The 6,725-nt window shown below is 64.4% G+C and carries 7 protein-coding genes; 1 reads left to right on the plus strand and 6 read right to left on the minus strand.

What is annotated here, in order from left to right:
- Positions 1-195: hypothetical protein (locus tag ACMO6A_RS08900; RefSeq protein WP_418471124.1), on the plus strand; the 195-nt coding region annotated here is incomplete at its 5' end.
- A gap of 466 nt (positions 196-661) precedes the next feature.
- On the opposite strand, the gene moaC is transcribed toward ACMO6A_RS08900, so the two are convergent.
- From moaC to ACMO6A_RS08930, 6 genes are all read right to left on the minus strand, one after another.
- Positions 662-1,165, minus strand: coding sequence for a cyclic pyranopterin monophosphate synthase MoaC (moaC, locus tag ACMO6A_RS08905; protein ID WP_009607850.1), 504 nt, complete (start codon positions 1,163-1,165; stop codon positions 662-664).
- A gap of 238 nt (positions 1,166-1,403) precedes the next feature.
- Positions 1,404-2,405, minus strand: a complete 1,002-nt coding sequence (gene moaA, locus ACMO6A_RS08910; RefSeq protein ID WP_009607859.1) for a GTP 3',8-cyclase MoaA — start codon at positions 2,403-2,405, stop codon at positions 1,404-1,406.
- A gap of 168 nt (positions 2,406-2,573) precedes the next feature.
- Positions 2,574-3,686, minus strand: coding sequence for a sulfate/molybdate ABC transporter ATP-binding protein (locus ACMO6A_RS08915; RefSeq protein WP_009607891.1), 1,113 nt, complete (start codon positions 3,684-3,686; stop codon positions 2,574-2,576).
- A 91-nt stretch (positions 3,687-3,777) separates the two neighbouring features.
- The gene (modB, locus tag ACMO6A_RS08920; protein WP_009607849.1) at positions 3,778-5,235 is read right to left on the minus strand and encodes a molybdate ABC transporter permease subunit; all 1,458 of its coding nucleotides are present in this window, start codon (positions 5,233-5,235) and stop codon (positions 3,778-3,780) included.
- A gap of 81 nt (positions 5,236-5,316) precedes the next feature.
- Positions 5,317-6,243, minus strand: a complete 927-nt coding sequence (locus tag ACMO6A_RS08925; RefSeq protein WP_009306379.1) for a molybdate ABC transporter substrate-binding protein — start codon at positions 6,241-6,243, stop codon at positions 5,317-5,319.
- 174 nt (positions 6,244-6,417) lie between these two features.
- A partial coding sequence (locus tag ACMO6A_RS08930) for an ATP-binding cassette domain-containing protein (protein WP_418471126.1) occupies positions 6,418-6,725 on the minus strand: 308 nt, incomplete at its 5' end.

The following is a 6,725-nucleotide window of genomic DNA, read 5'->3' on the forward strand; positions in this document are numbered from 1 at the left end:
GAGCCCTCCCCCGCTCCCGACGCCTTCGCGCCCGAAGTCGTCACGTCTACGCCAACGCCGCAAGCGAAGAAGCTGGCCCGGACGGGCGACCCCGTCGCCATCGGTGGCATCGTCGTCGGCGTCGCCGCCACCGCCGGAGCCGCCATCTGCGTGGCCCGCAGCCTCATCAAAGGCGAGTTGAGCGAGGAAGAGTAGCCCCCCCCCATGGTGCGGCGACAGCGCACGGGCTCGCAGGCACGCAGACATCGCAGACTCGTGCGTCTCTCGCCGCACCGATCATATGCAGCGCGTTTTGCGATTCGACGCGAGTCCGGCTTGCGCTTCGTCCGGCCCCGCGAGTCGACTCGTCAAACGCGCAGCGTTCCACGAGGTAGGGAGTACACACGAGCCCGTGACGCAGAAAACCGCTCCGCATGGCAGAAACGAAGCGGTTTGGTAATCCCATAGGCTCCGATCCCGCCCGGTCGGAGCCATGGTTCGACCTTCACAGGTAAAAACGACCCGAAAACGCCTGGTCGGCGAAAACCTGCAAACTTGTTCACATGAATCATGTTTACCAAACCGCCCCGTTTCTGCCACGGGTACCGGCTTTCGTCGTCACGGGCGAGAGAGGGAAGCCGCACCGTCCCAGCCGATGCTGGGCACGCAACGCCAGAGAGAATCAGAAAGCGCGTTCCCAGAGGCCGGACTTGCCGCCTTCTTTCTTGAGCAGGCGCACGTCCATGATCTCCATGCCGCGGTCGACGGCCTTGCACATGTCGTAGACGGTGAGGCACGCCACGCTGGCGGCGGTGAGTGCCTCCATCTCGATGCCGGTCTTGCCGGTGACGCCGCAGGTGGTGGTCACATGGATGCCCACGAGGCCGTCGGGGCGCTCGCCTTCGGCCACGGGCGCGCACTCCACCTTCGCCTTCGTGATGTTGAGCGGGTGGCACATGGGAATGAGCGTGCTCGTCTGCTTGGCGGCCATGACGCCGGCCACGCGGGCGCACGCCAGCACGTCGCCCTTCGACGCCTTGCCCTCCACGATGAGCGCGAGCGTTTCGGGATGCATGGCGATGAAGCCCTCGGCCACGGCGACGCGCTCGGTGTCGGCCTTCTGCGACACGTCCACCATGCGCACGTCGCCCTGCTCGTCGATATGGGTCAGCTGTTGCTCGGTCATGGGTGTCTCCTTGGTTCGGTATCTTGCAGGTTGGAAGGTCGCAGGTTGGCGTAGTAAGCCAGCGAGAAGGGACGAGGTGCGTCGAATTCGGGGGATCGCAAGGGCGAAGCGTACTTCGGTACGCGAGCCCTTGGGATCGCGCGAAGGCGGCACGCCTCGTCCCTTCGCCCCCCCTTCGGGGACTTGCTCCTCGGCGCAGCGTCGGCAGGTTCCGCTTGCCGTAGGCAAGCGGAACCTCTTAGCCGCCGATTTGCGACATGCCGCGTTCGGTGCCTACTTTGTCGTGATGCTCGTCGGGCTTCGCCCCCAAGGCCTCGGCGAACACGGCGCGCACCGCCTGGTTGTCTCCGGCGCGCAGCGCGGTGCGTACGTCGTACTCGTCGTCCGAGAACAGGCACGGGCGCAGCTTGCCGTCGGCCGTCAACCGCAGTCGGTTGCATTCGCTGCAGAAGTGACGCGACAGCGGGCTGATGAAGCCCACCGTGCCCTGCGCGTTCGGGAACTCGAAGTAGCGCGCGGGCCCCCACCCGAGCGGGCGGTCGTTGCCGGCCGGCACCAGCTCGTCCATCCCCGCGGCGCGGGCGCGCTCGTTGATGGTCTCGAACAGCTCCTCGCTGGGCACGACGTCGTCCTTGCCCCAGCCGCAGCCGTGGCTGCCGGAGCTCTCGCCCACGGGCATGTACTCGATGAACCGCACGTGCAGAGGGCGATCGATGGACAGCTTCGCGAACGCGAGGTAGTCCTGGTCGAGGCTGCGCACGGCCACCGCGTTGATCTTCACGGGGTTGAAGCCGGCCGCCAACGCGGCATCGATTCCATCGAGGGTCTGCTGCAGCTCGCCGCGGCGCGTGATCTGCTTGAACTGCTCGGGATCGAGCGTATCGAGCGAGATGTTCACGCGCGACAGGCCCGCCTCCTTGAGGTCGGCCGCCATCTTCGGCAGCAGCACGCCGTTCGTGGTCATCGATACGTTCTCGATGCCGGGCGTATGCGCGATAGCGCGCACGAGATCCACCACGCCGAGGCGCACGAGAGGCTCGCCGCCCGTCAGGCGGATGCTGCGGATGCCCATGCCCGCCGCCACGCGCACCGCCTCCTCGATCTCCTCGATGCGCAGGATGTCCTCGTGCGCGAGCGATTGCACGCCTTCTTCGGGCATGCAGTAGATGCAGCGGAAATTGCAGCGGTCGGTGAGCGATATGCGTAAATAGTCGATGGTACGACCATGGCTGTCTTTCACAGGACGCACTCCCTTCTCGTCTGAGGATACAGTATAGGCCATCCTCGGATCACCGCATGGCGCAATATCGCGAAAGGATCGGCGCGCGCTGAATACACGGGCGAAGCGCGTTAGAGCGTGGGTCACCGAGCCGCTCCTCGCCACCGTTACCTGCGCGCGAGGGCGTCTCTAGCGCGACACGAGGTACACCTTGTCCGGGGGGATGCGAATCCACAGCTCTTCGCCCTCGTGCGGCAGCTCGTCGACGGGCACGGCCAGCTTGTCGACGCGCCAGAACAGGTGCTGGTGCAGATACTTCATCTCGTCGTCCGTGCGCGACACCGTGGGAGCCTCGCTCTCGTCGCGATCGAGAAAGCCCAGCAGCACCGTGCGCTCGAAGCGCGAGTCGCTGACGCGATCCACGCGCACGCGGTAGCAGTTCTCGCCAGGGCCGTCGACGCGTTGCAGGAAGAACGCGCGCACGCCGAGCGCCTTCACGTCCTCGGGCACCGCCGCGCTCGTCGCGGCCTCGATGCCCCACTTCGGCAAACGCACGCTACGCTCGCCCGCGCGAACAGCCGCCGTGGCGTTCTTGCAGCCCGACAGCTTCACGCCGGCCAGCGACTGCGGACGGTTCACCAGGTCGTCGCCCGTGCCCGTCTCGGTGATGCGCCCGGCCTCCACCACCGCGATGCGGTCGCAGAAGCGCAGCGCCTCGTCGATGTCGTGGCTGACGTACAGCACCGTGCCGTGGAACGCATCGAACAGGCTGACCAGGTTCTGCTCCAGCACGCTCTTCAAGTGCGCGTCGAGAGCCGAGAACGGCTCGTCCAGCATGAGGATGCCCGGACGCGCCGCCAGCATGCGGGCGAGCGCCACGCGCTGCTGCTGGCCGCCCGACAGCTGAGCCGGATAGCGCCGGTCGAACCCTTCCAGCCCGAAACGCTTGAGCTCTGCGGCCACCAGCGCGTCGCGGTCGGCCTTCGACGCCTCGCGCCCGATGCCCGCGGCCACGTTCTCGGCCACCGTCAGATTCGGGAACAGCATGTAGCTCTGGAACAGCAGCGCCGTCTTGCGCTGCTGCGGCGTGAGGTTGATCTTCCGCTCGGAATCGAAGAACACCCGATCGTTCACCACGATGCGTCCCTCGTCAGGCGTCTCGATGCCAGCGATGCAGCGCATGGTAAGGCTCTTCCCGCATCCCGATGCGCCCAAAAACCCCAGCGTCTCGTCCCCTGCCTCGAACGCCACGTCCAACGTGAACGACGAGAACGACTTGCGTATGTTGACTTCGAGACTCATTTCGGCAATTCCTTCCCAAAGACACTCGGCTTGCGCCGCGCGGGATCCTTCGACTCCGCGCTGCGCGCTGCGCTCAGGATGGCAGGGCTCATTACGCTTCCATCCCCCTGCGATAGCTCGTGGTGCGCCTGCTCCACAGATTGATGAACAGGATGACCACGAAGCTGAACGCCATGATGACAACCGTCCAGAAAATGGCCACGTCGGTGTTGCCGTTCATCCACTCGAAGTAGATGGCGATGGGGATGGTACGCGTGATTCCCAGGTAGTTGCCGGCCAGAAACAGCGTCGCACCGAACTCGCCGAGGGCGCGCGCGAACGACAGCACGGTGCCCGCCGCGATGGACGACCACGACAGCGGCAGCATCAGCTTGAAGAATATCTTCGCGTTGCTCCAGCCCAACGTGCGGGCCGCGTCCAGCATGTTCGGATCGAGGTTCTCGAACGCGCCACGCGCGCTGCGGTACATCAGCGGGAACGCCACCACCACGGCCGCCAGCACGGTGGCCTGCCAGCTGAATATCAGCGGGAAGCCGATGTCGATGAACCACTGCCCCACCGCGGTGTTCTTGCCGAACGCCAGCAGCAGCAGAAAGCCGCACACCGTGGGCGGCAGTACCATGGGGATGGTGAAGATGGAATCGGCGATATCCTGCGCCCGCGCGGGGATGCGCAGGCTGAAGTACGCGGCCAAAAGCCCCAGGACGAAGATGAACACGATAGCCGTGAGCGTCGTCTTCAGCGTCACCCACAAGGGACTGTAGTCGATGCCCTTCAAGAACGACGCCAACGCCTCGAAGCCCTCGGGGGCCCCGATCACGCTCACCTGGTCGGCAGACGCGAGCGTGGCGAAGTCGGCATGGGTGAGCCGCACATAGGAGGGATACGACGCTTGCGTCACGTCGGAGCCGTCTGCACCGACGACGCAGACGTAGAACTCGCCGGGCTTGAGCTCCTGGTCGAACTTGTAGACCACGCCGTCCCGCTCGAACTCAGGCTCTCCGGTGAACGCCCACTCTCCCTCGGCGGACAGCGTCGCGCCGCCCTTCGAATTCTGCGCGTCGAGAGCCACGAGCAACTGCTTGAGGAAACCTCGGCTCTCGGACGATTCGGCGTCGAATCCCACGGCCTGCGCAGTCTCGGACGGCACGTGGACCACGGTGAGCTCGTCGGTGGCGACAACCGCGAGACTACCCGACTCGTCCGAGACGAAATAGCGGTAACCTGCATAGACGCCGTTCACGTCGCTGTTGCTGCCCACCTGGGAACGCGAGAAATCCTCGAGCGCGAAGGGGCTGCCTTCGACCGAAGCCGATTTCCCATCGGCGGCGATGTTCACGGCATCGTCGATCGCCGTGTCCTCCTGCGCCGATTGCGCCGATGTGCCACCCGCTGCCGCATTCGGCGCGTCGAGATCGCCTTCTTCATCGGCGCCAGCAAGGGCGGTGCCGGGGATGAAAGCGATCGCCATTGCCAAAGCGCATGAGACGATCGGCATCGCAGCGCGAGAGAAGACGCCAACGATGCGGTCGATTAGAGTGTTGTCCATAAGATCGTCCTTGTCGCACGGAAAGGATGGGCGTGTACGATCCCATCCTTTCCTTGTCACTATACCGTATGTGCGCCTAGTCTAGGAAACCAGCTCGAAGCCCCACTCCTGCCAAAGCTTCTTGGCATCGGCGTTGGTGGTAGCCCACTCGATGAACTCGTTTGCAGCCTCGGCCTGCGTGGAGTCCTTGCAGATGGCAGCCGGGTAGATGATGTTCTTGTGCGTGTCGTCCGGGACGACGCCGATAACCTTCACGCCGCCGAAGCGGTACACGTCGGAGCTGTACACGAACGCCACGTCCACGGCTCCGGACTGCGCCTGCTTGCACACGTTGCCCACGGAACTCTGCAAGTTCACCTTGCCCTCCAGCGGCGTGCCGTCGTAGGAGCCGTCGGTGCCGGCGCTGTCCTTGCCGGTCTTGCCGTCGGCGTCGATGAAGCAACCGACGGTGGAAAGCGCCTGATTGGTGTAGTTGCCGGCCGGCACAGAGGCATCGCCCACAGCCACTGTGTAATCGCCGGTGGCAAGGTCGTCCAGCGTGAAGCTCTGATCAGCGTACTTGGCGGCAAGCTCGGAATCCTCGCCGGCAACCATCACGAGGTCGTTCTTGAACATGTCGAAGCGAGTCGCCTCGTCGACATAGCCCTTCTCCACGGCATCGTCCATCTTGCCCTTGGAGGCGGAGATCAGCACGTCGGCGTACGCGCCGCCGGCAAGCTGCTCGTTCAGCTCGCCCGAAGACAGATACTGCGTGTCCTTGAACGTCACCCAGGTATGATCCTGCGTGTACAGCTCCTGTACGGCGTCCATGGCCTTCGACAGCGAGTTCGCGGCGAACAGCTGCAGCTCCACGGCCTCGTGGCTCTCCGACTTGGCCTGCTCTTCGGCGGGCTTCTGCGTCTCGCCGGCTTGTTGCTCGGTATTCGACGAGCAGCCGATCAGGGCGAACGCCCCTACCATGGCAAACGCGCACACGGACGCGAGCATGATGCGAATGTGCTTCTTCATTGAGTACCTTCCCTCGTTCTCTCGATCTTCGACGTTCGAACCCATGACGAGACGCACAGCCCCCTCGTATCCGAACTGCACCCATACTATTCTTTTCAACGATTATAGTCAAACTCGAATATATCTCGGCAAGTATGTTTTCGGATAGAAATAACCTTTTATCCGAACAGAACGTTAGCGAGCCACCAAATCCACCACGCGGGTGGCGATGCGCTCGGTGAGCGCGTGCGAATGGGACACGAACACGAGGCCGATGCCGCGAGCCTGCGTTTCCGCCACGAGAAAACGCCAGATCTGCGCCTGAGTGACGGCGTCCAGCATGGTGGACACCTCGTCAGCCACAAGGTAGCGCGGGTTCGCCGCCAGCGCGCGGGCGATGCAGAAGCGCTGCAGCTCGCCGCCCGACAGCTCGTGCGGGAAACGCGCGAGCCACCGTTTCTGGATGCCCAGGTCGTCCAGCAAGCGCTGAGGCACCTCTCCTG

The sequence above is a fragment of the Eggerthella sp. genome (genome assembly GCF_048329335.1).
Classification (GTDB): Bacteria; Actinomycetota; Coriobacteriia; order Coriobacteriales; family Eggerthellaceae; genus Eggerthella; species Eggerthella lenta.